The sequence below is a fragment of the Pseudoalteromonas fenneropenaei genome (assembly GCF_042643375.1).
GTDB lineage: Bacteria > Pseudomonadota > Gammaproteobacteria > Enterobacterales > Alteromonadaceae > Pseudoalteromonas > Pseudoalteromonas fenneropenaei.
On record NZ_JBHRSD010000014.1, the window covers coordinates 328,355 to 352,470 of the forward strand.

The window sequence follows — 24,116 nt, forward strand, 5'->3', positions numbered from 1 at the left end:
TGTTGTTTCCAAATTGAGTTCAAGCAAGAGGGGATTTAACGTTACCATAAGTTTTATTTTTGTAAATATTTGGTCGTGTGGTTGGTTTTAATCTTCGATTAAGTAACGGCATACCTGCAATATCTAGGTTCTTTACAAACCGAACGTTCGTGCTATTATGTGAAAAAAGCACAAGTGTACTAATATGCGAAAAGGCACCCAGACTAAGCAACAGATCTTAAGTACAGCATTGCAATTGGCGACGGCAAGTAGTTTGAACGACCTAACTATTGGCAGTTTGGCGATTGCGACAGGCATGTCGAAGTCAGGTTTGTTTGCGCACTTTAATTCCAAAGAAAACTTACAACTGGCAGTTTTAGAGCATGCTCAGCAAGTGTTTCGTAGCATAGTGAGTGAACCTGTGCGTGATATCAGCGACCCACTTACGCGTTTGTTGGCTGTGTGCGATAACTGGCTGGACTGGTATGAGCATCAGGCTAAAACCTGCATTTATATCTCAGCGGCAGTCGAGTTTGACGACCAACCAGGCGCGGTGCATGACAAAGTGCAGCAAGACTTAGCTATGTGGCTGAAGTTTCTCACTAAATGCGTAGAAGCTGTGATTGCGGGCGGGCAATTTAAACAAGGTACTGATGCGCAGCAATTTGTCTTTGAGTTGTACTCCTTGTATCTCGGGAGCCAAAGTATGCCGTGGCTGGGGTTAGAAGATGCTAATCACAGTCGTTTCAAACAAGCGTTGCAAAACTTAATCGAACGTTATCGTGGTGGAGTGTCACATGAGCAGTAAAATCTACTTTTCTTCTAAGTCGGCGCGTAAACCGCTCAGTTACTATGGCATTAGAGCATTATCTAGCTCTATGGCAACTCTTGCGCCAGCATTGGCGCTAAAGCACACCAAAAAGCTACTCCTGACGCCAGTGCGCAGTCGTAAACGTGAGCCTTTGCCTGTACATTTTAGCCAAAGCGAACTTATTACTGATGAGGGTAAATTACAACTTAGCGCTGTAGGCAGTGGTAAAACCATAGTGTTAACGCATGGTTGGTCGGGCAGTAGCGCGCAGTTTTATCCATTAATGGCGAAAATTGCCGAGGCAGGATACCGTGCTCTGGCATTTGATCACTTTGGGCATGGTCAAAGCCAAGGGCAATTTGCCAATTTACCGCTTTTTATTAAAGGTTTAAAAGCCGTTCTGGCTGAAGTGCCAGACGCAGTTGGTGTAGTGAGCCATTCGATGGGCACTGTTGCGGCCCTGAATGCCGTTAAGCATTTACCTCAGGTTTTAATTGCGCCAACGTTTGGTTTTTATGAATCATTTCGTGAGCGAATTCTAACCACAGGGATCAGCGAACGTTTGTTCGAGCGAGTATTGACGGAAGTTGAGCAAGAACATGAGATGCAATTTTTGCAGCTACTACCTGAGCAGCATTTGGCCTTGCAACAGTGTAAAGTGCATGCAATTCATGATACCGAAGATAGGTTTGCCCCTTTTCAGTTAAGTGCAGAACAAGCTCGGCAGCACACTCACTTTATGCTGACATCAGCATCGCAATTAGGTCACGGTAGGATCATCAGCGCGGAGCCGACTTGGCAGCTTATTAAACAGCAGTTACTTTAGCTGCAGTCGGTTTGCAGGTGGTGCAAAGCCTTAAGGCAGCAATGTGTTGCTTACCGCCTTGCCGAGCGCGCGGGCGGTAGTCCACTTGCCACCAAACACGGTTAATAGTTTGCCTTGTAGTAGTAATTTGTATTCACGGCTATGGCTGCTAAGAGATCCATCGCTGGCAATAAGCGGTCGCACCCCCGCAAACTCAGCTAAAATATCAGAGTTAGTGACGGTTTGGCTAAAGTAATGGTTATAAAGTTTTAGCAGGTAGCTGCGCTCGTCTTCAGAGCATGCGATTGGGTCTTGTAGAGATTGTGCGACTTCAGTAGTGCCCAATAAAGTTTGGCCTTTATACGGCAATACAAATACTAAACGTGACTCACCCGGCACTTCAAGAAAATGTCCGAATTTACTGATACTTGGCAATAATAAATGGCTACCTCGCACTAAATCGAGCGTGACATCGTGAGGTTGCTGTGAGTTGGTGAGCAGTTGCTCACTCCAAGGGCCTCCGGCATTGACGATATGGTCAAAATTAAGTGTTTGTTGGTTGACGACTAGCTTACCGTTGGCGTCACAATAGCTGACGTGGTGCTGAGTATGTAGTACTACCCCTAACTTTTGGCATTGGTTGATAACCCATTGCCCGAGGGCAATATCATCCATTTGCCCATCGTGATAAAGATAAGCCCCAAGTAAGCCCTGTTGTTTAAGCTGTGGTGAGCATCGCCGCACTTGTTTTGGGGTTAGCCAGCGATGGCGACCAATGCCTTTTTTGCCGGCCAACAAATCGTAGAGCATAAAGCCCAGTTTCAGTTTCCAGCGTGGTCGGGTATGAGCATAAAGCGGGTAGAGTATCGGCAGTCGGCGCGTAGCGTTAGGGGCATGTTCTAGCCACCATTGTCGCTCTGCGAGTGCTTCTTTCACTAACCTAAACTCAAAATGTTCAAGATAGCGCAGCCCGCCGTGGAGTAATTTGCTCGAGGCACTGCTGGTTTGACTAAGCAGTTCATCACGTTCAAACACAGTCACCTCAGCGCCTGCCAATGCCAGTTGCCAAGCACTACACAAACCATTGATACCACCACCAATGACTGCAACTTTGGGCATAGTTTCTCCTTGTGTTGGTTCTTTTTTATTAGGGATATGTGGATAGGTCGCCAGTAGGCTGTTGTTTTTCAGTGTAGCAATAGTGTCAAAAACTAGATATACCCTGCTTAGTTGAAGTTGAAGTTGAAGTTGAAGTTGAAGTTGAAGTTGAAGTGGAGTTGGCGGCGCTCCCTCACCTCAATCACATAAGAGATTTATACTCAGGGGGAGCCGCTTAGTTGCTGTTTACCTACAACCCCAAGTAATGTGGGTATATCTTAGCCAGATTTAAATGATTAAATTAAAAGCAAATAACTCAGCAGAGTTGGCGGTTTGGCACTAAGCTATTCACAGTAGGTTGGTTAGGGACAAACGTATATGATGGCACCGCAAAGAAAGTTTGGCAGCAGTATTGGGATCGCAATTTACCTCTGGTGTAGCGCGCTATTTTTGCCGCTGGTGTGCCAAGCGGAGCAATCCATACCTAAAGTGGTCATTCTTGCCGATGACAGCTACCCACCTTATTCATTTTTGGCCGACGGTGAACTACAAGGTATTTACGTCGAACTTGTGAAGCAAGCTGCTATGTTACTGGCCCGCGACTATGACGTGACGTTAATGCCTGTCCCTTGGCAAAGAGGCTTAGCGGCGCTTGAGCAAGGCGATGCCATAGCCATATTGCCACCGTATCGTTTAGAAAAGGAGCGCCCTTACATTGCTCGCTATTCCGTGCCGCTGCAAGAAGAGGTAGTCGTCGCTTTTTGCCAACATGATGTGGACTTAGGTGTGCTAAGTACGACAGATAATGATGGTGCAAGTTTAAATGTTGGCGTCAATGCGGGATTTCGCATCTTAGGTGCGGATTTTCTTACGGCAAAACGAGCGGGTAAAGTACAAATCTGGGAAAACAAAGACACTTATGCCAATGTCATTAAACTCTTAAAACAACGTTTGGATTGTTATATTAATGACCGCTTGTCAACGCACTACGTGGTTGCTGCGCTCCCAGACAATTTGCAAGAACGGTTTGCGCAAATAAGTGAAGTACGGGAAATTATGAAACGCACCGCGCATATCGGCTATGTTGCCGATATTAAAAAGAAATTCAGTTATCAGGCGGATTTTATCGCCAAAATGGACCAAGCATTGCTGCAAATTTTAGCGCAGCAGCTTCCAAAATAGCGCGGTGAAACGGCGTAAACGTGGAAATGGAGAATTTAACATGAAGGAACTCGCCCAAGACATTTGGTACGTAGACGGTGAAGCAGTGTCGTTTTTCGGTTTTCCTTATTCAACCCGCATGGTAGTAGTTAGGCTTAAAAATGGTCAGCTTTGGGTACACAGCCCCATTCGTTTGAGTGACGAAATCAAACGGCAATTAGCTGAACTAGGTGAGGTTGCCAGCTTAGTCGCACCGAATCAGTTACACCATTTGTTTTTACCAGATTGGCTGCAAGCGTACCCTAAGGCTGTGTTATATGGCACAGCTGGGGTTGCCAAAAAGCGCCCTGATTTAACTTTTCATCATGTTTTTGCTGCTCAAGAACCAAGTTGTTGGCCTTCAGACCTCAACATGCTGTTGTTTACTGGCTCAGCGGTGATGGAAGAGTGTGTGTTCCTACATCAAGCCAGTGGTACGTTAATTGTGACTGATTTAATTGAAAATTTTACCCCATCGCAATTCCCGCCAGTGAAGCGCTTGGTGGCGAAAATCACTGGTATTTTAGCGCCCAATGGTAAAATGCCACTGGATTGGCGCAGTAGTTTTATGTTTAAAAAAGCCCTAGTAAGATCGCATATTGCCAAGCTTGTAGCGTGGCAGCCAAAACGTATCGTGATGGCACATGGCGAAATTGTGCCAAATAACGCCACTGCGTTTTTACAGCGTTCATTTAGCTGGGCAGATTTGTCCCGGTGTGAGGTTGATTAATGTCTGAAGTACAAAAACAACAAGCGATTATCCATATCAGCCTAGTGGTGAATGATTATGATGAAGCCATTCATTTTTACGTAAACAAGTTAGGCTTCGAGCTACTGGAAGACAGCTATCAAGCCGAGCAGGATAAACGTTGGGTTGTCGTTGCGCCACCCGGTGGGCAAGGCGCAACATTGTTGTTAGCAAAAGCAAGCTCAGCAGCGCAAAGTGCGGTGGTGGGTTCACAAAGTGGTGGTCGGGTATTTTTGTTCCTACGGACCGATGATTTTGGGCGTGATTACCATGCGTATGTTGCTAAAGGCATTGAGTTTGTCCGAGCGCCCAGTGAAGCTGAATATGGCACAGTGGCAGTATTTGCTGATTTGTATGGCAATTTGTGGGATTTAATTGAGCTAAAAGCGGGGCATAGTCTTTATTCGCGTTAACCAAACCGCATGCCCTAGAGTAGTTAAGGTTTGCCTGGTGATGATTGCGTACTGGCTAAAAAACAACTGCGGTCAGCGATTACATCGCCATGACCGCAGTACTAAAACGGCGTAATTCAACCTATCCGGTAAGGGGATTATTCCGTAAAGTCAACGTCGTTTTCTGTGCCAGTTAAAGTCACTGACTGGGTGCGATACAGCGTAAAATCAGCATCTTGGGTTTCGATATTATCTAAATGTGCTAAACAAGTATAAGTGACTTTGTAATCACCAGTGCTGAGAAACGCGATTTCATACTCACCTTGTTGGTCATCTGCATCAATGCTCACCAATGAGGTTGCTAGCGGGCTTGTTGCTGATTGTTGCTCACCTTCGGTGTAAATATCGGCAGGTGTTTCCACAGTTGCTGAATAAAGGTAAACCGCATGCTCAAAACGGTTATCAAGCCCTGCGAGTGTGGCGTTTGCTACTTCACAATCGGCCATGAGTTGCGCGCTAATATCACCACTTACTTTGGTTTTTTGTGCTAGATTTTCAAGGCGCACACCTGTTGGCTTAAGCTTGATTTCGTCATTATTTTTTGGGTCAACCAGAGATTTTTTGAGGTCAAATTCCAGTACAAACTGGTTATCACCAGCCAGTAGACTAAAGCTGTTCATTTGGATTTCACCAATGCCGTCATTGCCTTTACGGCTAACGACTAAAGGCGCCATAGTTTCATCGTTGTAGACCACATGAGAAGTCAGTGTGTAATTGCTGCTATCCCCGTTGACCACGTCTGCGCGCAGCCATTCGTAGCTGCCGGGGGGAATGTTTTGGTCGGCTAAGAGTTGGTAGATGTCATCACCAGTGTAATCGAGTAAGTTCACCATGCGGACGGATTGGCTACCATCTTCACTTTTCAGATCAAACGTGACGCTATTGCCGCCTTGTGCCTTGAGCGTAATTGCATCAAAAGCGACCCATACGGCTTTTAAATTGGTGACGGGTGCATCAGAAACTGCCAGTGAGAAAGTCGCTTGCTGGCTTTGTGGCGGTGTGGTTGTCGCGTTGCCATCAGAGTCCGAGCCACAACCAGCTAATAGAGTCATGGCGAGTGTTGATGTTGCAAGCAAAGTATGACGTGTAAACATGATTATCCTCCAGATACGTGTCATGGAAAGGATAGTTGTGCTTTACTGAATAAATCGTTAATTATTTATAAACAGAAGCTTAATGGCTGGGGGAATTGTCGCCATAGCAGGCTAAACGACAAATATTCAACACATAGGGCTGGAGACTTAAACATAGAGCTGTACAAGCGCTCAGCTTAGGTAAACACAACTACTGCGAAATTGTGATTTGAGCGCACCCCGACAAAGCTCAGGTAAGTGCAGGAAAAGCCAAACAATGGTTTTAGTTGCTTGGCTTTATTAGGTTCAAATTAACCTATCAATTGATGACTGACTTTGCGATGGACTCTTTGCAAAGTCTAGAAAGTCCAATTTAGGTTGGCGAAATAGGTTCTGCCTAAGGTATCGAATAGTCCACCTTCTGTACCTAAATAATAATTACCACCACCACTATACGCATCTGGCATTTGCGGCGTTTTCTTATCGAACACGTTATTAGTACCTAGGTTAAAACGTAACTTATCGCTGTAGAAATAAGAAGCGGTTAAGTCGGTATAGATAACACTCGGTGTTTCAAATGGTGATGCGATGGATGCATTGTAAGTTTGGCGGCGTTTTTGCTTACCAACGTAACGTGTTGATGAACCAATTCTAAACAGTTCGTTTTGGTAACTTAAGCTCAACGTTGCTTTCCATTCAGGGAAGGCAAATAAACCTTTAGTTGGCTCTAAATCCAACGTCGGGTCCGTTTGAATGTCACGGCGGATCAGCTTTTGCACAATGCTATTGAGCCCAATTTGACCACCAAAGGCATCAAGTTTGTAATTGGTAATTATGTCTAAGCCACTAGTACGGCGTTGGTTTAAGTTGAGAGTTTTTAATTCAACGTCGGTGATAATGCCATTTGGCAGTCGTGTCAGTAATTTACAGAATTGATTGTCTAGGGAGGTTTGTTCAACACAAGCATCGACAACAGTTGGGACGTTAAACATGTCGATGAGGCCATCTAGTTTGATATCCCAGTAATCAAACGTCACTTCGAGATTTTCAATGGCTTCTGGGGCCAAAACAACACCTGCGGTGAGCGTATTGGCTGTTTCCACTTCTAGTTCTTTATTACCTGAGGTGACGATATTGCCCGGTTGATACCAGCGAATATCACTGGTGGTTTCACCGTCCGCGTTGGTAAATACATTTACACCAAGTTTTTTACAGTTTTCAACAACGTGCGCTTCAGCGGTTTTAATACGGTTTTGACTACATGGTTGGTACAACCACTCAAAGCCTTGACCTTCTGTGGTGAACTGCTCATTGATATTAGGTGCTCGAGCGGAACGAGAGCGAGAAACCCTTAGGGTGATATCGTCAATCGGTTTCCAAACAGTGCCTAGGTTCCAGCTGGTATTCTGACCCGCCTCACTATAATGTGCTGAACGTGCCGATACATTCAGGTCAAGGTTCTTAGCAAAAGTCATGTCTGCTAACAGCGGAATGTTGAATTCGGCAAACACATCTTTGACATCGTATGAACCAACCACTGGCTTAACAATGGCGTAGCTTTGACCTATGCCTTGACGAAACACCTCAGAGGGGTTAGTTGCGCTTTTTTCTTTACGGTATTCCACACCGACAGAAACTGCTAACGGGCCTGCAGGGAGTTCGAACAGGTCGCCACTGGTATTAAAATGGAACACATGTTGCGATTGTGATTGCGAAGAAGTGTGTTCCAGTCCGATATAGTCTAACACTTCTTGAGTCATAGGTTTAAAGACATCGTGGGGTACGCAGTTGCTGTAGTCATTACCCGCAGTTGGTGCTGCACTACTATCAATTGAAGCTCGGCACACCGCGTTGCCATTAGTATCTAATACGGCGTCGAAGCTGGCGAGCCAACGGTCTTCATAGTAACTGTTGATGGTAGTCGAGTCAGCGGTAGCTTTACCGTACTGCGCATAAAATTCCCAGCGCCAATTATCATTAAAGTCACCTTGTAGCGCGGCGACAATTTGGTATACATCACGTTCAAAATCGTTACCTTGCGCACCCATTTCGGTAAAATGACGGGCAATTGGTAAAGACGTCATATTGAACTCATCCATTTTCGCGGCTAAGTCTGACTGGATAAAGGCATTGTCGCGAGACAAAGGTACACTGCCGTACAATGACGCAGGAAAAACCCGTGATTCAGACTTCGTTTTGACATACTTAGAGTCCATGGTGAACAATATGCCCGAGTCAAACTCGTAGTTTATGGTGTTATTGAACATCAGCTTTTCTACAGGGACTTGTAAGCGTTGGAACTCATAGGCTCCAAGCTGCTCACCACCTTCATCAGTTTGCACGCCGGTTAAACCGTTTTCTGGTCGATATAACTCACCACTTTTACCTAACTTGACAGGTCTCATCGAGCCATCGGGATTGAAGGTGTAAGCTGCACCGCCAATAAATACCACGGTTGTAGGGCTGGCAGTAATAGAATAGCGTCTGGCCATTAAGTTATTGGGGATATCGTCATTGTCTGTGATATCTGTAACCTCATTGGGAGACATTCCTTCTGCGAGAAGCTTTTTGCGCAGTGCGAGGTGCTCAGGGTTTGGGTAATAAGCCCAGTTTGAATTGGTATAAGGGCGGTCTTTGGCATTGACCTCATTTTCTTTGTTGTACGAGAAATAGAATGTGGTATTCCCTTTGTTGTCGTCAAAGTTCAGGCCGTGTAGGAAGTTTAACCCTGCTTTTTCTCCGTCAGAGCGAGAGGTTATTCCTGTGGAAACATTGAGACTAGAGCCAACATAATCTTTTTTGGTGATAATGTTGACTACCCCTGCAACCGCATCCGCACCATAAATTGAAGATGCGCCGCCAGTTAGGATCTCGATGCGTTCAATTAAGCCGGTGGGAATTGAGCTCATATCTACGGTACTTTCACCTGGAATAGAGCCAACATGACGGCGGCCATTAACTAAGGTAAGCGTCCTTTTCGTGCCTTGGCCACGGAGATCTTGCGTGCTCATGCCCGCATTACCATTGTAATTACTGGTACCTGAGCTAAGGCCCGGCGCCATTGATGGTAGTTTGTTTAATAATTCAGAGATATCGGTGGCGCCGCTTGCCAGAATAAAGTCTTTGTCAATTACCGTGACGGGGGAGGGTGAACCAGCCTCGATGCTTAAAATACGGCTGCCTGTCACAGCGACTCTTTCTATTTCAGTATCGTTTTTTGGGTCCGCAAAAGCGGCAGAAACAGATGTCACAGCGACTGTCGCTAATATGGTTGTTGTTATTCTATTCAGACTATTCACAGTATTTCCTCGGTTTTAAAAACGGTACTGTAAATTGTTTTTTAATTGGGTACAAATCGAATGAGATGAAATTGTTTGGTAATTGGCATTAATGTTTGTTTTTTGTAATATCTAGGCTTGTTTTGCTGGGTATATTGGACATCTATCTTGGCATGCATAAATTACCCTGAATCCATTCAAGGTAGTTTAAGAATAAGATCTGACATCGATTTAATCTTAAGTGACACAACAACTCTTCATCGCAAAATAACCAAAGCTAAGTAGGATTTATTACGCAATACAAACTTGATGCTTAACTGCGTATAACGCGCTAATTACCGCAACTTAGTATGTTTTGCAACGGCTAGTTTGCGCCGATAGCTATAGTAGTCACCGGAGCTGATTGCTTTGGCGAGTTGCAGCGACCCTTGGTAATGATAAACCCAAGCAGAGGTGATAGTGGAGTGCTCACATACAATCGGTGTCGCAACACGCAAATAGAGACTGTTAGCAGGGTCGCTTGGTTGGTAATCCTCATATTCATCGAGCGTTTGCCAATTACTGTTGTTGGTGAGCTTAAATAATTCGCCCTTAACTAAATTTGCTTGCTCGTTTAAACATAGGCCAGGATAACTACCTAAATCCCATAACTCCCCGCGTACTTGGGCTTCACAGACATATTCAGCAACTGGGGTAAGAAATCGAAAACATGCGAGATTAAGTTTGCGCAGCAAAGTGCCATAAACGAATAAATACTCGTCCTGACTTGCAGGTTGCGCTGGATTTGCCGACATAGTGAGAGAAGAGTTTGACGACATGATTGCACTCCAAAAATGGTATGAGCAGCTTATCTTGTTGGACTGCGTTTGCCTAGTAGTAACTCGTGTGAACCATAGATAACGTGATCCAAACCGCTAAGGCGAGTTCGTGATCATGCTACGTAAGGTGAGTTTTTAGCAGCTTTGTGTTGCAGTTTATGTGCGTAGGATTAAAGCAAGTAGGGTATCTGGATGCATGCTTTGAGTATGTTTCAAAAATTCGTTTAAAAAGAATGAATGCTTTTAGATTTACAAATATTATTCTATTCGTTTGAAAGCTACACTGATCTCAGTCAGATTTTTGAGGCTTAAATCATGGTATATCTACGCCGAGCAAACGAACGAGGTCAAGCCCACTTTGGCTGGTTGCACAGTCAACACAGTTTCTCCTTTGGCAGTTACTATGATGCGGCGCATATGGGGGTGTCGGTGCTGAGGGTGATTAACGATGATGTCGTTGCGCCGGGTGCTGGCTTTGACACCCATGGCCACAAAGATATGGAAATTGTGTCTTATGTGGTGTCTGGTGCGCTTGAACACCAAGACAGCACGGGCAACCGTTATGTTATTCCCGCTGGGGAAGTGCAACTGATGAGTGCTGGTAAAGGTATTTACCATTCTGAATACAACGCTTCAAAGTCTGACTCACTGAATTTCTTGCAAATTTGGATTAGACCCAACGTAAAAGGCATTGCACCTAGTTATCAGCAATGTAAGCCACAGCAAACTGGCATGCTGACCCCTTTGGTAACGCCCGATGGGGTTGGTGGTTCGTTGCAAATTCATCAGGACGCAAGTATCTATCGAGTCCGTTTGCAGCAAGAGGAGAGCGTAACACTTGAGGTACCGAGGCTTGGCTATTTACATGTTGTGCATGGCGACGTGCAGTTAGCTGAATTAACCCTGAGCATGGGGGATGGTATTGCATTGCCTTCAGGGCAAGCGGTAACGCTGCGCGCCAATAGCGAATTTGAAGCGCTGTGGTTTGATTTGCCGGTGTCCCTTACCGAGTGAGTAAAATGAAAGATTTTCAATTTCACCTAAAAATGTATCAGTGCGGCGGTTTTTAACTTGCCCCTATACCGCAATTGGCGCTAAGCTCTCACCCACTTAGGGGAGTAGTCGCCTGTGCTTCACAGGGTAACTGTCAACAGTCTCCGAACAACAAAACGTTCGTGGCAGTTTCGGGCTCTTTATACCTCAGCTACTTGGCGTTGCTGGTTGGTAGCAAGTGAGTAGATCCACATCAGAATAGCTAGGTTTTTTGATTGGGGAGCGAACTTTGCTAATACCGCTGTGGCTTCAAGCAGGTTGGGTATAGCTTTGACAAGACTTAAGGTAAGCCATCATATCGGGCAGATGTGATTGTTTGCCTTATTGTAACTTGTCTGCCCTCTGGAGTTCTTTTTACCATGTTTGTTGTTCAGTTGGTCGTTGTACCAGTCTTATCTCAGTTGTCCTCTTTAATTAGCCTTAGCTGCGATAATTACCAAGCGGGGGCGTTATGCTGTTAGCGTCTATTGCTATTTTATGTGGTTTAGTGCTGTTGGTATGGAGCGCTGATAAGTTTGTTGACGGCGCAGCGGCAACGGCAAACCATGCGGGTTTACCGCCATTGCTAATTGGTATGGTGATAGTCGGTTTTGGCACCTCGGCACCAGAAATGGTGGTGTCTGCCATGGCGGCCAGTGACGGTAATCCAGAGTTAGCGCTTGGTAATGCACTAGGTTCTAACATAGTGAATATCAGCTTGATCTTAGGGATCACCGCGCTTATCGCACCCATTGCGGTACAATCCAGTATTGTCAAAAAAGAGCTACCACTGCTCTTAGCTGTGGTGCTGTTTTGTGGTGTGCTGCTGTACGACGGTAATTTATCTTATCTCGATGCGCTATTACTGCTGGCTGGGTTTGTACTGTTTTTAGCAGGCTCTATTTACAGCGGCATGCGTAACGTGGCCGATCCACTCAGTACCGAGTTTGCCCAAGAAACACAAAGCTATGCGATGCCACTACGCAGCGCCGTGCTGTGGTTGGTGATTGGCCTAGTGGTGTTGATTGCCAGCTCGCGTATGCTGGTGTGGGGGGCAGTAGAAATTGCTGCAGCACTGGGTGTCAGTGATTTAATTATTGGCTTAACTATCGTGGCACTCGGTACTTCTTTGCCAGAATTGGCAGCGTCCATCATTGCCGCCAAAAAGGGCGAGCACGACATTGCAATTGGTAATGTGGTTGGTTCAAACCTGTTTAATATTTTAGCGGTGATTGGTATTGCTGGGGTTATTGCCCCAATTCCGGAGATTTCCGCTGAGATCTTTTTCCGTGATTATGGTGCCATGCTGGTATTAACTTTGCTGCTACTTGCAATGGCCTTTGGCTTTGGCCGCCAAGGTCGTATCAGCCGTGTTGAAGGTGGGGTGCTACTCGCCTGTTATATTGCCTACAACGGCTATTTAGTCACTAACGTGGTGGGCGCCTAAGCTGGCGCAAAGATTTGATTGGCCTGCCTAATTCAGGCCAATCGGGCTAATGGTGTGTGGTTGCGGGCAAGCCATTCGGTTTTTAAAATGCCATACAATACGCAATCTTCATGGCCATTTTTCAGCTTCATATGGCTACGCAGTACGCCTTCACGTTGCATACCAAGCTTTTCCATCAGCTTCCATGAGGCAAGGTTATCTATTGCGGCAATGGCAGTAAGCTTGTGCAGCGGAAGTACATGGAATAAATGGTCAATCAAGCCAGCGGCAACTTCATAACCATAACCTTGGCCAATAAACTCTGCGGCTAAACGGTAGCCAAACTCACCAATTTCACCTTCAAGATTGATGTATTTGAACATTACTTCACCGATAAAAGTACCGCATGGTGTCAGCTCCACCGCTAGCATCAAACGCTCATTTTCTTGTCCTTGCCAAGGTAGCGCTGCATTGGCAATACGCGCTTTGGCATCGTCTAAGGTCGCAGGTTTGCCGATATAGCGTGAAGTTTGCGGATCTTTACGGTGCTGATAAACCGCTGCTAAGTCTTGTTCTGCCAGTGGTCTGATGGTTAAACGTGTGGTATGAAATAACATTATTTACTCCCTTGTAAGGTTTGCAGGCTAAGCTCAGCAAAACGCGCGTTGAGGCGCTGCCATGCCACTATCATGACGGCCGCGCAGCAGGTAACAAAAACGGCAACCGCGATAGTCGAATGCAATAACCATTGGTTGATAGCCCAAGCAAGGCAAGTGAACACCAACAGTTCAATGGCGCCCACCAGCGCATTTGCTGTGCCAGCCTTTTGCGGCTCAATTACGCCGATAAGATGCATATAGCTTGGGAAATACACACCAAATACCAACATGATCAGCGCATAGGCGAGCAAAAATAGCAGCGCTTGCTCGCTGACGGCAAAAAGTACCGCACCAATAAGTAAGATAGGCCAAAACCATAGCACTAAGTCTAAGTAGCTAAAGCGTTTTTGTAGTATTTTCGCGACGCTAGAGCCAATCAATAAACCGAGCATTGGCAGCATCATCGCCTGACCGGTTTCCTTGTCGCTGTAACCAAACTCATGACTGAGTAAAAAAGGTAGATACAGCTGAATGGTGAGATACAAAAATGTCGGTACCCATTTTATACAAGCAACGGTAATAAACGGCCCGCGTTTTAAAAGCTCGCGATATTGCTTAATTAAAAACTTAGGATGAACTGAGTTACTTGCTCGCTCTGTGTGCTTAAGCAGCGATAAACCATACAAGGTAATTAGGCTGTAATAGACGACCAATACCCACGACATTCCTTGCCAACTAAACCAGTCTGATAATACCCCGGAAAAGAGCGGTGCTAGTAGCGAGGTCACACTAGAACAAATCGCTAAGGTCGCCATGGCGTTTTTGAGTTTGTCACCACTGAGCTGTGCAGCTAATAAAGTGCGGCTGATCAGCAGCGGTGATGCAGCGCCAATTCCTTGAAGGACACGACCTAATAAAAACCAGCTAGCGGAAGGTGCAATAGAGCAAAGTACAGTGCCAAGCAGTAAGGTCGCCTGACCACAGATAAACACCGGACGGTCACCGAATTTATCGCGCATTGGTCCAACTATTAGCTGCGACAAACCTAAGGTAATAAAATAACTGGCAATAATCGCTTGGCTGCTACCTGCACTGAGCGCCAGTGAGTTAGCGATACTTGGCAGCACGGGCATATAAATTTGGCTGGCAAGCTGCGAGCAGGACAATAAAAATACGGCGAGGGGAACCCACATCGGGGTTTTGTTCATCGTGCTGCTACCTTGTTATTTTGGATCGTGACTTGGTGGACAACCTACAAGCTGTTACTCACCGTATTATTTGGGGTGCGACAATCATACCAAGAGAGGCTAACTCACTAGGGTGACGGTTCGATTATTACCTCAGTTGGGCGGTACTATAATGGGCTTTTAATGTCTTAAAAATAGGGTAATAATTAAAATACTTTTTCCTAACAGGAATTAATTATGGATTGGTTGAATGCCGCACGCAGTTTTACTTGGTTGGCACAAACTGGCAGCTTTACGAAGGCGGCGGAGCAACTGAGCATTTCGCCTTCGGCCATGAGTAAGCGGATTGATTGGCTTGAACAACAGCTTGGACAAAGTTTATTGGTACGTACTACGCGACAAGTCAATTTAACCGAGCAAGGACTGGCGTTTTTACCCAAAGCACAGCGTTGGATCAATGACTTTGATGCCATGCTAGATGATGCGCAGTCCGCACATACTGAGCCGCAAGGCAGCTTAAAAATAGCTGCAACGCAAGCGGTCGGTAGTACGGTTTTAATGCCGAACATCAAATCGTTTTTAGCGCTTTATCCACGTCTTACCATCCATTTAAACGTACTTCCACCCGGCGCGCCGCCTGATCTACACCATGATTTAGTGATCACGCGCTACCATGAAGAGTTTGATTCAACCGCCCACGTTGGCAAACGTTTAATCGATTATCAAATGCAGATATTTGCCGCGCCGGATTATTTAAAACAGCATCCACCTATCACCACTTTAAAAGAAGTAGCGAAGCACAAAATGTTGCTGACCAACTACTATCAAAAGAAAGGGGGATTGATATTGGATGATGGGCGGGTATTTACCTTTGAAAACTACAATTTCGTGACCGATCACCTCGATGCCATCCTCAAAGCGGCGATTCAAGGCATGGGGCTGATATTTATTTCGCCGCATTATATCGAACGTGAGGTGCAGCTTGGTTTATTGGTGCCTGTGATGCCGCAAGTACGCTCTGCGGTTAAGCAGTTATGGGCTTATTATCCCAAAGCGAGCTTTACGCCGTATAAAACCAAGTTGTTTATTGAACACTTAAAAACCAACTTACGAAATGTGGTACGCAGTTGAACCGAACTACATCGACATGTCGTAAATATTCCCTATACTTGGAAGAACATGTGTGAGGATAACGAATGAATCAGATGGATGCACAACAAAGTATTCCTGTGCAGCATGTACAGCCAGATGGCTGTGACTACTGTATGCAAGCTGAGCAGTTAGAATTTGATTTTTCTATGGCTTTTCAGCCGATAGTCGATGTGAAAGCAAAAACCATATTTGGCTATGAAGCTTTGGTGAGAGGTGTTCAAGGTGAATCGGCGTATGTGGTGATAAACAAAGTTAAAAACAAAAATAGCTATGCGTTCGATCAAATGTGCCGAGTTAAAGCGATAACCCTAGCAAAAAAGCTGGGTATGACACAAAAACTCAGTATCAATTTTATGCCTAATGCAGTTTACAAACCTGAACGCTGCATAAAAACCACTTTACGTGCCGCACGAGAAGTCGGTTTTGCCATAGATCAAATCATGTTTGAGTTTACCGAAACTGAAAAAATTACCGATGTAGCGCATGTCGAAAAAATTATTCAGTATTATAGCGATCAAGGTTTTATTACCGCGATTGATGACTTTGGCGCAGGTTACGCCGGGTTAGGTTTACTGAGCGAATTCCAACCTCATATTGTTAAGCTTGATATGGCGTTGCTACGAGGCATTGATACAGATAAAACCCGTCAGGCGATTGTTAAACATCAGGTCGCCATGTTGCGTGAGTTAGGATGCGAAGTTTTAGCTGAAGGAATAGAAACACACGCTGAGTACGCATGGCTCAAGGCGCAGGGCATAACCTTAATGCAGGGCTACTTTTTTGCTAAACCTGCGTTTGAAGCGCTGCCCGAGGTTGACTTTAGCCAATTATAATTATTGGCTAAAAATCCAACTCCAACGCAAAACATAAGTAAGCCATTAAGGGTTTACATGCTTGCCATTGTGACATCAGCCACTCGGGGAAATCGGCACTTAGCACCCTATCTTTGCTGATTGTTTTCACGGCGATAAAGTCTTTGCGTTTTAATTCAGTGAGTAATGGGTGGTCGGCGCTAAAGCCTCGCGGCGGGCGTTGTAAACTCTCACCATCCATCACAAAATCGGCTTTTTGCAGCGTTTGTAATGCTTTTTGATAGGCATTGGGATTTTCATCAATACAATGACGAATCGCATTCAGTGCTTTGCTCTCAGGATGCCAAATACCTGCGGCCAGAAAACATTCATCATTGGCGATATGCAGATAGAGGCCGGGCGCATGCACATCTTTGCCCTGAAAATGGCGAAACTGAATACCGATATTGGTTTTATAAGGGGATTTGTCATGCGCAAAACGGGTATCACGTTGCACGCGCATCAAGCTGCCACCAACTTTTTTCGCCACCGCCAAAATGCGCGGTGAAAAGGTTTGTACACTTGGTGCTAAGGTTGTTATCAAACTAAGGGCTGGGGTACGCACCACATCTTCGTACTCTTGTTGATGTGCTTTGAACCATTCGCGGTCATTGTGGCCTGCTAATTGCTGTAAAAAATCAAATGTTCTTGTGCTAAACATGATGCATCGCCTCTTTAGCTTATATATTGGCAAATTAGAGCAATTTCAGCGCGCTGTCGAGTGTAGTTATGAGAGGTATGTGGCGAGTTTGTCGAAAATATCGCCTTAACTTTAAGGCGAATAATCTAAAGGCTCACAATTTTATAAAAGACCTAAGCGGCTAGAGCATTTTGCATTTGCCCAGTCTGTCCATATGGCTTTGCAACCGTAGTGGTTTGTTAGCCATTCGCAGATTAACTCGGCTAGGTGTTCAACTGAGCCGAGGTCTTGAACAATCAGGTCGCTACTTTGCCGGGCACGCTCAACCATTTCGCGGTAAATCGCCCGTAAATGGTCGTCGTACCGTGCTAAGTAATTGGCGATCATGATGTGCGACTTTGAAGGTGAGTTATTTATGTTTCGCATAATCACGCGTGAAAGGCATATTTCCAGCGGCATATCCAATAGCACCACTTCGTCGACTAAAGGCGCAATTGCCGTTCTGCAACGGCCAAAAGGTTCTTCAACAAAAATAAAGGGATATTCGTTTTGCTTCGTAAACGCAGTCAGCGCTGAAACCAATCGTGGCGTGGTAATTTGCGCTAAATCACCCCCCTCTAAAAACCATTGTTTGATGTCTTGAGGATAGGTATCTGCATCAAGATATTCATCAAACAATAGATATGGGCATGCAAACTTAGTTGCCAAGTTTTTTACCGACGACGTTTTACCACTGCCAGACGCGCCACAAATCACAATGACTTTCATGTGCTTTTTACGTTCACTTGGCTGCTAGTTTCTGGCGTTTTTACGTAGCTCTTCTAAAAACTGCTCATCACCCAATTGTTGCTGCAAGATACCGTGTACTTTGCTGTCACCGCTGTTTTCATACAAAGCCAAGATCTCCTGCGCTAATTGTTTACGCAGCGCCGGATTATTGCGACCAGCTTGGAAATATTGTGACATTAAACCATCGGCAGCCAGCGAGCGAATATACTCGTTGCTTTCTTTTTCTAACATGGTCGAGAAGGTATGCGCTAGCCGTTGGTCGGTGACTGGGGTGTGCGCCAGCATTTCCATGGCCTGAATTTTCAGCTTATCGTCGCTTAAGCGAGTCGTCATTTTCAGCACACTGTCGACCACTTCGTAGTCATATTGCTCCAGTTCGCTTTTATTCAAGGCAAACATGGTCATTTGCAATTGACCAATTGCGGCTAAACGCTCGGTTGCGGAAAGGCTATCGTTTAAGGCTTTTTGGCGCAGCTCTTTACTGACACGCTCGGCGTAGTCTGGATCAGTTTTGAGCTTCAACTCGTAATCTTCTGGCAAAGTTTGGTAAAAGCTAAAAATGGGATTTTCCGTGCGCATTTTTTCTAGCTCTTGTTGCTGCTTGGTTTCCATCACTTCCAGCACTTTGGCGCTAAACTCTTCATGATTTGGTTGGTTTAAGAGCACGATTTGCTCAAGCTCATTGAGTCTGTGTTCTAAATTCGCAATATAGTTTTGCAGTGCCTCAAGCTGTTGCTCGTTGGTTGCCGCAGTTTTGGCAATGTCGTGCACCTGACTGGCTGGTGCTGAATTAGGTGCTTGCATGCTGAGCTTAGTAACAGGTTTAGGAGCAGGCTGTGAGGTGTTAAGCTGCTGGTAGCCACTGATGACAATTGCCACACTTGCGAGTGTGACGGCGGCTATTCCCAGTGCTTTAGACATAATTAGTTCCTCATAATGTAAAAATGCCGACTTTTCTTCATTTAGTTGTCAGCGGTAATTGTATAAAAACTTGCGGTTGCCAGTGTGCCTAGCTTTTGTTGAACAAACCACTTGCGGCTCGATGCCCCTTGCGACTTGATGCTTAACGGTCATCCTAGCGTTTGGCTATAGTGTACTCAGGGTAGAAACACATTACACTAATTAAAAAGTAGAAAAATGTATAACACTGGAGCTAGGACTTGTGAGTTGTTTTGCTGAGAAAGGAATGCGGATTGAGCATAATATTGCCCTTAATTTTGTAGGGGGCGTGTGGTTAATCGCGATGTTGAAATCCAGCACTGAATTGCTGTGGCTTAATGGTGCGCCCTCCACCATAACGTTACTCTTTGATGTTGTTGCTATGGGAGTGGTGGTATTTATCGCGCTTTCGGTATTTATTAGCCAAAAGCGCCAACAAGCTGAGTTACAGAGCAACATATCGGATGCCCCGAAGCGGGCGTTAATGTTGACGCTTGCCTTAGTGCTGGCGTTAGCAGGCGATATCGTTAACTTAAACTTAAGTGCGCAATTTTACCGTTATGGCGAGCTCATTAAACATGACTACCTTGCTGATTCGGTGTGGTTTTTTGCACCAAGCTATATGCTTATCAGCTTACTTGCAGCCAGCGTGCTGCGCCAACTTAGCTGTTCAATAGCGCTATTGTTTGGTGCGGCAGTGATATCCGCAGCGCTTGGGCTGGCGTCGTTCCTTACTATGATGTTGCCAGAGAGTGGCCGTTATATCCTGATTATGACTGGTGGCTATGCCATGATAGTGGCAATACCCGCGGCGTTTGGGCTGCTCTTGTTACTGCGCTGTTATCAATTACGATTGGCGTTACCTTACTGGCTGGTTGCTGGGGGGTTGGTGCTGGCTACTGTGGCGGATGCGCTGATCGGGCAGTTTTGGTTATTTGGTAATAATGGTGCAGGTTATTTTCCGATTATTCGTCAGCTTAACTGGTTGGTGTACTTTTCGTCACAATGCCTGTTGTTGCAGCTAGCGCTATTACCATCCCAACATCATGATTTTATTAAATTAACCAAGCAGGCCCAGCCTACTTAAAGTGACAGCTAATAGTACCGCAACCCCTAGTAATGTGGGTAGAGTTACTGCTCACCTATGGAAAAAGAACAGGGTAAAAACTCTATAATTTTACAAAAAATATACAAAAATAATAATTTTGGCTTGACCTCTGATCAGTGTTGGTTAATTTTTATTGTTAATTCAATGTAAAAAGAGGCAAGTAAAATGAATAATATTCTCTCCCTAAAATCGCTGTGGTGCGCACTATTGTTGTTGTCTAGCAGCTTTTTAGTATTCTCGACTATGGCGGTAGCGCAACAATCGCAGTCACTTATGGATAGCGGTAAAAATTATCCAATTGTGTTAGTTCATGGCTTGTTTGGCTTTGATTCACTGCTTGGTGTGGATTATTTCTACCGTGTGCCGCAAGTGTTTACCGAACAAGGGCGGCAAGTTTATGTCGCGGAGGTGTCGGCTGCGCACAATTCAGAGCTACGCGGTGAGCAGTTACGTACCCAAGTTGCGTTAGTGCGGGCACTGACAGGTGCAGACAAAGTGCATTTAATCGGTCATAGCCAAGGGGCGCAAACCAGCCGTTATGTGGCGTCAGTAGAGCCGCAGTGGGTGGCCTCGGTCACTAGCGTTGGCGGCGTAAATTGGGGGAGCCAATTTGCTGATGTGGTGCGCAAAGAAGTCCCGCAAGGGAGCTTTAGCGAAGCGTTTCTTGCTGCGCTTGCTAAGGGGCTAGCCGAGTTTATTGATTTACTCTCAGGTAAATCAGGCAGCCCTGAGATGCCATTGGAGGCACTCGCTGCGTTAACAACTCAAGGTACAGTGGCATTTAACCAAAAATATCCTGAAGGTGTACCGGCGGCTTACTGCGGGCAGGGCGATATGCTGGCAGCCAATGGCGTGTATTATTTTTCTTGGAGCGGCTCTGCAACTTTTACCAATGTTTTCGACCCAGCTGATGCTGCGTTAGGCTTATTTGGGCTGACGTTTAACGAGCCAAATGATGGGCTGGTGGCGGCCTGTTCTAGTCATTTAGGGCAAGTGATAGGCACCCATTACCAGCTTAACCACCTTGATGAAGTCAATCAATTTATTGGTATTCACCACTGGTTTGATACCGATCCGCTCACCTTATATCGTGAGCAAGGCCTGCGCCTAACGAACTTAGGGTTGTGATAGCTATGGTTCGGTTCATGGTCGTCATCGCTTTGGTTGTTATTGCTGTGGCGGGGTATTTGAGGGTTATGCCAACCGATGCTCCCCAACCCGATAGCGTAAAAGCAGGCGCCGATAATGAGGTTGTACAGGTGCAACCTCACCTTGCTGGGTTAACGACTACAACTGATGCGGCTTTGCCGCTCTCTACCGCTGAATCCTCTACCACTGAGTCACTTGCAGCTGCATCAATAACCGACTGCGAGCAAATTATCGCTTCGCGTGCTTTGCTTGATGGCTTTATGGCAAATTGGCGTGAAGCAGACGCCAAACCGCAAAGCGCATGTGAGCAACAATTGCGTGAGCAGTTTACGGCACTACAAGAGGCGCAAAGAAAGCTGGCTTGGCAGCAGTTTACACTCGCCGAGCGGGTTGCGATATTGGATGAGCTACTGCGCCAGCATTTTTCGCCGGCGCAATATCAGCGTTGGTTTGCTGATGAAATGCAGTGGCACCAAGGTATGTTAGCGCGTCAGGCGATATTGCAAGACTCACACTTAACCAAAGAGCAACAAGCTTACCAGTTGGCCGAGAGTGTGGCTGCGCTGCCAGATGCTCATCAAGCTGCAATCCTGCCTACCTTGCAATTGCACGAGTCCTATCAAGCACTTAACGCAAATGCTTTAGAAGCGCAAACTTGGCTTAAGTCGCAGCCGCAAGTAGTGCAAGAGCGTATTACAGAGCTACAGCTTGAGGAAGCACAGTGGAATAAGAAGCTAGCTGCATGGCGCACTTTTATCGCTGGCGAACCCGATGCCGCCGCCGCACAAGCCTACTTACAACGGGAATTTAGCAACACCGAACGTAAGCGCGTGCAAGTATTAGCAAGCTATCCGTAATGACAGCGGAGAGCTTTTAAATGTTCACCCATCGCTAAATAGGATAAGGCCCAGGTTTAAACTTGGTAGATTGGTGTATGCCGATTTAAAAGTTTTTCATATCATCAGGGAATTGGGCAACTCGTTCGTAGATTAAGATTGTTATGGCTTGGGAGAAAAATATGAGTGATGTTGAGAGTGAAATGCCAGAATCGGGAAAAGGAAGCAAAGCTGCTCTTCAAGCTGCTGGCGGAGTTGTTCCATTTGTGGGAGGTGTTTTCTCTGCTATAGCTGTGGCTTGGTCTGAAAAGGAACAAGACAAGGTAAATAAATTCTTTCGGCACTGGGCTCAAATGTTGGAAGATGAGTTGAAAGAAAAAGAGGAAACTATTGTTGAAATCATGGCGCGTTTAGACTTGCAAGACCAAGCAATTTCAGAGCGTGTTGATAGCCGTTCATATCAGTCTTTGGTCAAGAAAACATTTAGAGAGTGGTCTTGCGCTGAAAGTGAAGAAAAACGAGAATTATCAGAAATATTCTGGCTAATGCTGCAAGTAGTGCAGTTTCAAGCGATGACGTCATCCGTATGTTTATTGATTGGATCAATCAATACTCAGAAATGCACTTCCAAGTTGTAGCTGCTATATACAATAACAATCGCATCACGAGAGGGAAAATTTGGCACAAGATTGGCAAGGTGCTGTCCGAGAAGATTCTGCTGACGCAAACCTATATAAGCTTTTATTTCGTGATGTAAGCACCAGCGGGGTTATTCGGCAATACAGAGAAACAGATTAATTCGGCAATTTCGTAGCAAAGACTTCGCAACGTAGGTCCAGAGGGAATGGTTCTAAGTCTTTTGTGTCAGCTTTTGATGACGAGGAAGGATGTGAACTTACGGCGTTGGGTCAGCAATTCATTCACTGAGCCGTTTTATGATTGAGTTCGAGGATCGCCTCGAAAAGCACATTAACTAAATGGCAGTTACACAAAATCTGTTGTAGGCTCGATCTGTTACAGGCTCTTCACTATGTAAAAATGTTTAGTTTTACCAACACTAACCCAAAATTGCTCCCCCATACCAGAGACACCAATTTTGATATTGCGCAATGACTTGTACACTAGAGCTTTCCATTTTTTAGAATTGTTAAGGCTTGTTGATGTTCGGCAAACTCATCTTGAGAGGGCTCAGGCTCTGACGCCCAGTTCACTTTTTTATCCTTGGATTTATCCCAACGAAATAGCCAGTGAATACCGAACTTAAATGCCTGAGTTGGCTGAGCGTATATTGGTTGCTGTAAGGTTTGTTCCAAGCTTTGAAATTGATAGCCTCGAGATTGTAGCGACATCAAAATGCTATCTAAACTATCAGCGTTTAATTGATTCACATGCAGCATTAAGATGTGCGGTACTGGTTGGTCAAACATTTTTGCACTGGCACTTTCGTAAAAGTCTAATCTACGCTCAGTGAACTCTAGATACTGTTTTTTGTAAGTGTTTGCCTCAGAGAGGTTTTTACTTTCAAGTTTGTTTGTGTAAGGGGCGTCAAACACATAATCTGCATTTTCCATCGTTACTGGTACTAGTTGTAGGCCTAACTTGTGTAAGCCCTCATCTAACATGAGTTGCGCTTCATCGGTGCTGCCAGCATGCAAATAAGGCGGGCGAAAAAATTTTTGTTTCACTTTGCCTAGTACTATTTGCGTTGTAGCAGCGCCTTTTTGAATGTCCGTCAGATAGGTGTTCAAATCGTTCTGGTGATAGGAAATATGTGAAAAAGTGTGGTTGCCAAGTTCGTGACCATGTTGTTGCCAAGCGGATAACAGTTCCTGCAATAATTTGGCATTGTCTTTAAGGTGACCTTCATTAACAAATCCCGTTGCTTTAATATTATACTTTTTGAGGGTATCTAAGATCTTGTGGTTGATATTTGCGAGAGATTGCGGTGACAGTGCAAATTCACCATGAATTGGTACATCATCAAAGGTGATTGAGATTTTTTTCTCTATGTGTTCATTGGCGTCTACAAAAGTACTAACAAGGCATAAGTAGGTAATGAATGACACGTGTATTACTTTCATCATAAACATGAGTATTTCCAATTTCCTTTGGTTTTTGAATCATAAAACATAACAATTTATTAATC

At 45.2% G+C, this 24,116-nt stretch carries 23 protein-coding genes; 13 read left to right on the forward strand and 10 right to left on the reverse strand.

Annotated elements, in window-relative coordinates:
* Positions 1–184 precede the first annotated feature (184 nt).
* Both ACFOEE_RS09570 and ACFOEE_RS09575 read left to right on the forward strand, forming a co-directional pair.
* Entirely contained in the window at positions 185–787 is a 603-nt protein-coding gene (locus tag ACFOEE_RS09570; RefSeq protein WP_377123585.1) for a TetR/AcrR family transcriptional regulator, read from the forward strand.
* A complete protein-coding gene (locus ACFOEE_RS09575) occupies positions 777–1,616 on the forward strand; it encodes an alpha/beta hydrolase (RefSeq protein WP_377123587.1) in 840 nt (279 codons plus the stop codon). The genes ACFOEE_RS09570 and ACFOEE_RS09575 overlap by 11 nt, the downstream gene beginning before the upstream one ends.
* Positions 1,617–1,646: 30 nt before the next feature.
* Here ACFOEE_RS09575 and ACFOEE_RS09580 read toward each other — a convergent pair whose 3' ends face one another.
* Positions 1,647–2,714, reverse strand: coding sequence for a glycerol-3-phosphate dehydrogenase/oxidase (locus ACFOEE_RS09580; protein WP_377123589.1), 1,068 nt, complete (start codon positions 2,712–2,714; stop codon positions 1,647–1,649).
* Positions 2,715–3,071: 357 nt separating this feature from the next.
* Here ACFOEE_RS09580 and ACFOEE_RS09585 point away from each other — a divergent pair, with 357 nt between their 5' ends.
* Genes ACFOEE_RS09585 through ACFOEE_RS09595 form a run of 3 tightly spaced genes read left to right on the forward strand, consistent with a single transcriptional unit; the run spans position 3,072 to position 5,054 of the window.
* Positions 3,072–3,875, forward strand: coding sequence for a substrate-binding periplasmic protein (locus ACFOEE_RS09585; RefSeq protein WP_377123591.1), 804 nt, complete (start codon positions 3,072–3,074; stop codon positions 3,873–3,875).
* 40 nt (positions 3,876–3,915) lie between these two features.
* A complete protein-coding gene (locus ACFOEE_RS09590; protein WP_377123593.1) occupies positions 3,916–4,623 on the forward strand; it encodes a DUF4336 domain-containing protein in 708 nt (235 codons plus the stop codon).
* Positions 4,623–5,054 (forward strand): VOC family protein, encoded by a 432-nt coding sequence (locus ACFOEE_RS09595; protein ID WP_377123595.1) that lies wholly within the window; start codon positions 4,623–4,625, stop codon positions 5,052–5,054. Before ACFOEE_RS09590 ends, ACFOEE_RS09595 begins: the two co-directional genes overlap by 1 nt.
* A 137-nt stretch (positions 5,055–5,191) precedes the next feature.
* On the opposite strand, the gene ACFOEE_RS09600 is transcribed toward ACFOEE_RS09595, so the two are convergent.
* The 3 genes from ACFOEE_RS09600 to ACFOEE_RS09610 form a co-directional block, all read right to left on the reverse strand.
* Positions 5,192–6,187: a DUF4382 domain-containing protein gene (locus tag ACFOEE_RS09600; RefSeq protein ID WP_377123597.1), complete on the reverse strand. Its 996-nt coding sequence runs from the start codon at positions 6,185–6,187 to the stop codon at positions 5,192–5,194.
* A gap of 338 nt (positions 6,188–6,525) precedes the next feature.
* On the reverse strand, positions 6,526–9,465 hold the full coding sequence (locus tag ACFOEE_RS09605) for a TonB-dependent receptor domain-containing protein (protein WP_377123599.1): 2,940 nt from the start codon (positions 9,463–9,465) through the stop codon (positions 6,526–6,528).
* Positions 9,466–9,779: 314 nt separating this feature from the next.
* A complete protein-coding gene (locus tag ACFOEE_RS09610; protein ID WP_377123601.1) occupies positions 9,780–10,262 on the reverse strand; it encodes a gamma-glutamylcyclotransferase family protein in 483 nt (160 codons plus the stop codon).
* 315 nt (positions 10,263–10,577) lie between these two features.
* Here ACFOEE_RS09610 and ACFOEE_RS09615 point away from each other — a divergent pair, with 315 nt between their 5' ends.
* Both ACFOEE_RS09615 and ACFOEE_RS09620 read left to right on the forward strand, forming a co-directional pair.
* Positions 10,578–11,276, forward strand: coding sequence for a pirin family protein (locus tag ACFOEE_RS09615; RefSeq protein WP_377123603.1), 699 nt, complete (start codon positions 10,578–10,580; stop codon positions 11,274–11,276).
* A 490-nt stretch (positions 11,277–11,766) separates the two neighbouring features.
* Positions 11,767–12,741 (forward strand): calcium/sodium antiporter, encoded by a 975-nt coding sequence (locus ACFOEE_RS09620; RefSeq protein WP_377123605.1) that lies wholly within the window; start codon positions 11,767–11,769, stop codon positions 12,739–12,741.
* A 32-nt stretch (positions 12,742–12,773) separates the two neighbouring features.
* On the opposite strand, the gene ACFOEE_RS09625 is transcribed toward ACFOEE_RS09620, so the two are convergent.
* Positions 12,774–13,337, reverse strand: coding sequence for a GNAT family N-acetyltransferase (locus ACFOEE_RS09625; RefSeq protein ID WP_377123607.1), 564 nt, complete (start codon positions 13,335–13,337; stop codon positions 12,774–12,776).
* A complete protein-coding gene (locus tag ACFOEE_RS09630) occupies positions 13,337–14,527 on the reverse strand; it encodes an MFS transporter (protein WP_377123609.1) in 1,191 nt (396 codons plus the stop codon). The genes ACFOEE_RS09625 and ACFOEE_RS09630 overlap by 1 nt, the downstream gene beginning before the upstream one ends.
* A gap of 216 nt (positions 14,528–14,743) precedes the next feature.
* Here ACFOEE_RS09630 and ACFOEE_RS09635 point away from each other — a divergent pair, with 216 nt between their 5' ends.
* On the forward strand, positions 14,744–15,637 hold the full coding sequence (locus ACFOEE_RS09635; RefSeq protein ID WP_377123611.1) for a LysR family transcriptional regulator: 894 nt from the start codon (positions 14,744–14,746) through the stop codon (positions 15,635–15,637).
* Between the two features lie 65 nt (positions 15,638–15,702).
* The gene (locus ACFOEE_RS09640) at positions 15,703–16,491 is read left to right on the forward strand and encodes an EAL domain-containing protein (RefSeq protein WP_377123613.1); all 789 of its coding nucleotides are present in this window, start codon (positions 15,703–15,705) and stop codon (positions 16,489–16,491) included.
* 7 nt (positions 16,492–16,498) lie between these two features.
* On the opposite strand, the gene ACFOEE_RS09645 is transcribed toward ACFOEE_RS09640, so the two are convergent.
* The 3 genes from ACFOEE_RS09645 to ACFOEE_RS09655 all read right to left on the reverse strand — a co-directional run bounded on the left by ACFOEE_RS09645 (position 16,499) and on the right by ACFOEE_RS09655 (position 18,859).
* Positions 16,499–17,170, reverse strand: coding sequence for a DUF2461 domain-containing protein (locus ACFOEE_RS09645; protein WP_377123615.1), 672 nt, complete (start codon positions 17,168–17,170; stop codon positions 16,499–16,501).
* Positions 17,171–17,311: 141 nt separating this feature from the next.
* Positions 17,312–17,917: a hypothetical protein gene (locus ACFOEE_RS09650; protein WP_377123617.1), complete on the reverse strand. Its 606-nt coding sequence runs from the start codon at positions 17,915–17,917 to the stop codon at positions 17,312–17,314.
* A 24-nt stretch (positions 17,918–17,941) separates the two neighbouring features.
* The gene (locus ACFOEE_RS09655) at positions 17,942–18,859 is read right to left on the reverse strand and encodes a hypothetical protein (protein WP_377123619.1); all 918 of its coding nucleotides are present in this window, start codon (positions 18,857–18,859) and stop codon (positions 17,942–17,944) included.
* 265 nt (positions 18,860–19,124) lie between these two features.
* Here ACFOEE_RS09655 and ACFOEE_RS09660 point away from each other — a divergent pair, with 265 nt between their 5' ends.
* The 4 genes from ACFOEE_RS09660 to ACFOEE_RS09675 all read left to right on the forward strand — a co-directional run bounded on the left by ACFOEE_RS09660 (position 19,125) and on the right by ACFOEE_RS09675 (position 22,608).
* Positions 19,125–19,964 carry a hypothetical protein gene (locus ACFOEE_RS09660; protein ID WP_377123621.1) on the forward strand — a complete coding sequence of 280 codons (840 nt, stop codon included), beginning with the start codon at positions 19,125–19,127 and terminating at the stop codon, positions 19,962–19,964.
* A gap of 264 nt (positions 19,965–20,228) precedes the next feature.
* Positions 20,229–21,113, forward strand: a complete 885-nt coding sequence (locus tag ACFOEE_RS09665) for an esterase/lipase family protein (RefSeq protein ID WP_377123683.1) — start codon at positions 20,229–20,231, stop codon at positions 21,111–21,113.
* A gap of 17 nt (positions 21,114–21,130) precedes the next feature.
* Complete coding sequence (locus ACFOEE_RS09670; protein ID WP_377123623.1) at positions 21,131–21,991, forward strand: lipase secretion chaperone; 861 nt, start codon at positions 21,131–21,133, stop codon at positions 21,989–21,991.
* A gap of 161 nt (positions 21,992–22,152) precedes the next feature.
* Positions 22,153–22,608: a hypothetical protein gene (locus ACFOEE_RS09675; RefSeq protein ID WP_377123625.1), complete on the forward strand. Its 456-nt coding sequence runs from the start codon at positions 22,153–22,155 to the stop codon at positions 22,606–22,608.
* 483 nt (positions 22,609–23,091) lie between these two features.
* Here the strand turns inward: ACFOEE_RS09675 and ACFOEE_RS09680 are convergent, their stop codons facing one another.
* Positions 23,092–24,060 carry a polysaccharide deacetylase family protein gene (locus ACFOEE_RS09680; RefSeq protein WP_377123627.1) on the reverse strand — a complete coding sequence of 323 codons (969 nt, stop codon included), beginning with the start codon at positions 24,058–24,060 and terminating at the stop codon, positions 23,092–23,094.
* Positions 24,061–24,116 lie beyond the last annotated feature (56 nt).